The sequence below is a fragment of the Agromyces sp. NPDC056965 genome, from assembly GCF_042673425.1.
GTDB lineage: Bacteria > Actinomycetota > Actinomycetes > Actinomycetales > Microbacteriaceae > Agromyces.
This window is the reverse complement of the sequence record NZ_JBHURI010000161.1, coordinates 1-1,077: the sequence shown is the minus strand read 5'-3', so window position 1 is coordinate 1,077 and position 1,077 is coordinate 1. Positions and strand designations below refer to the sequence as shown.

The window sequence follows — 1,077 nt, the reverse complement described above, 5'->3', positions numbered from 1 at the left end:
CGTGGGCGACCCTCCCGCCGCTTTGGTGTCCGCCGGCCTCGGCGTGGTCCTCGCTCCCCGGGGCCTCTTCCTCCCCGCAAAAAACTTTGCCGGGAGTTCTGGGGTGCGGGCGGTAGCGGCCCCGCCCTTCATGTCTCCGCGGTGCTATCCGGTCGCGCCCGCCACGAGCACGCCGTCTTCACGGCGCGGTACGCCGAACGGGTTGCCGTCGGCGAGTTCGGGCGGCAGCACGGCGGCCGGGGCGTCCTGATAGGCGATGGGGGTCAGCCAGCGGCGGATCGCGGTGGCGCCCACCGAGGTGTGCACCGATGCGGTCGTCGCGGGCCACCCGCCGCCGTGGTGCTGCGCCCACGCGATCGCGACGCCCGTCGGCCAGCCGTTGTAGACGATGCGGCCGGCGACCCGGCCGAGCGCGTCGGTCAGCACGACCACGTCTTCGCCGGGCGCGTGGTGGATCGTGCCGGTGAGCGAGCCCTCGAGCACGGCGAGCGCGGCCGCGAGCGCATCGTCGTCGGTGTAACGGACGAGCACCGTGAGCGGCCCGAAGCACTCCTCGAGGAAGGTCTCGTGGGCGGCGGTGAACGCATCGATCGACGTGGCGACGACGACGGGCGCAGAGACATCCGTCGCCGCCTGATCGCCGGCGAAGACGACCTCGACGTCGTCGCGCGCGGCGAGCGCCGTCGAACCCGAGTCGAACGCCCTCGCGATGCCGTCGGTGAGCTGCGCCTGCGACGGCGCATCCGCGAGCGCGGCGACGAGTGCGGCCTCGAAGCCCGCCCCCTCGGGCACGAAGACGAGTCCGGGCTTCGTGCAGTACTGGCCGCCGTCGCGGGTGAAGGAGCCCGCGAGCCCGGCGGCGATGCCCGCGGCATCCCGCGCAGCAGCGGCCTCCGTGACGACGACCGGATTGATCGAGCCGAGCTCGCCGTAGAACGGGATCGGCGCGGGCCGCGCCGAGGCGAGGTCGAAGAGCGCGCGGCCGCCCCGGGTCGACCCGGTGAACCCCACGGCGGAGACCAGCGGATGCCGCACGAGCGCGGTGCCCGCATCGAAACCGTCGACGAGGGCGAGGGC

General features: G+C 74.1%; 1 protein-coding gene. It reads right to left on the bottom strand.

Annotation, left to right across the window (positions count from 1 at the left end):
- Positions 1 to 144 precede the first annotated feature (144 nt).
- The coding region (locus ACFTQE_RS20105) for an aldehyde dehydrogenase family protein (RefSeq protein ID WP_376926733.1) at positions 145 to 1,077 on the bottom strand (933 nt) is incomplete at its 5' end.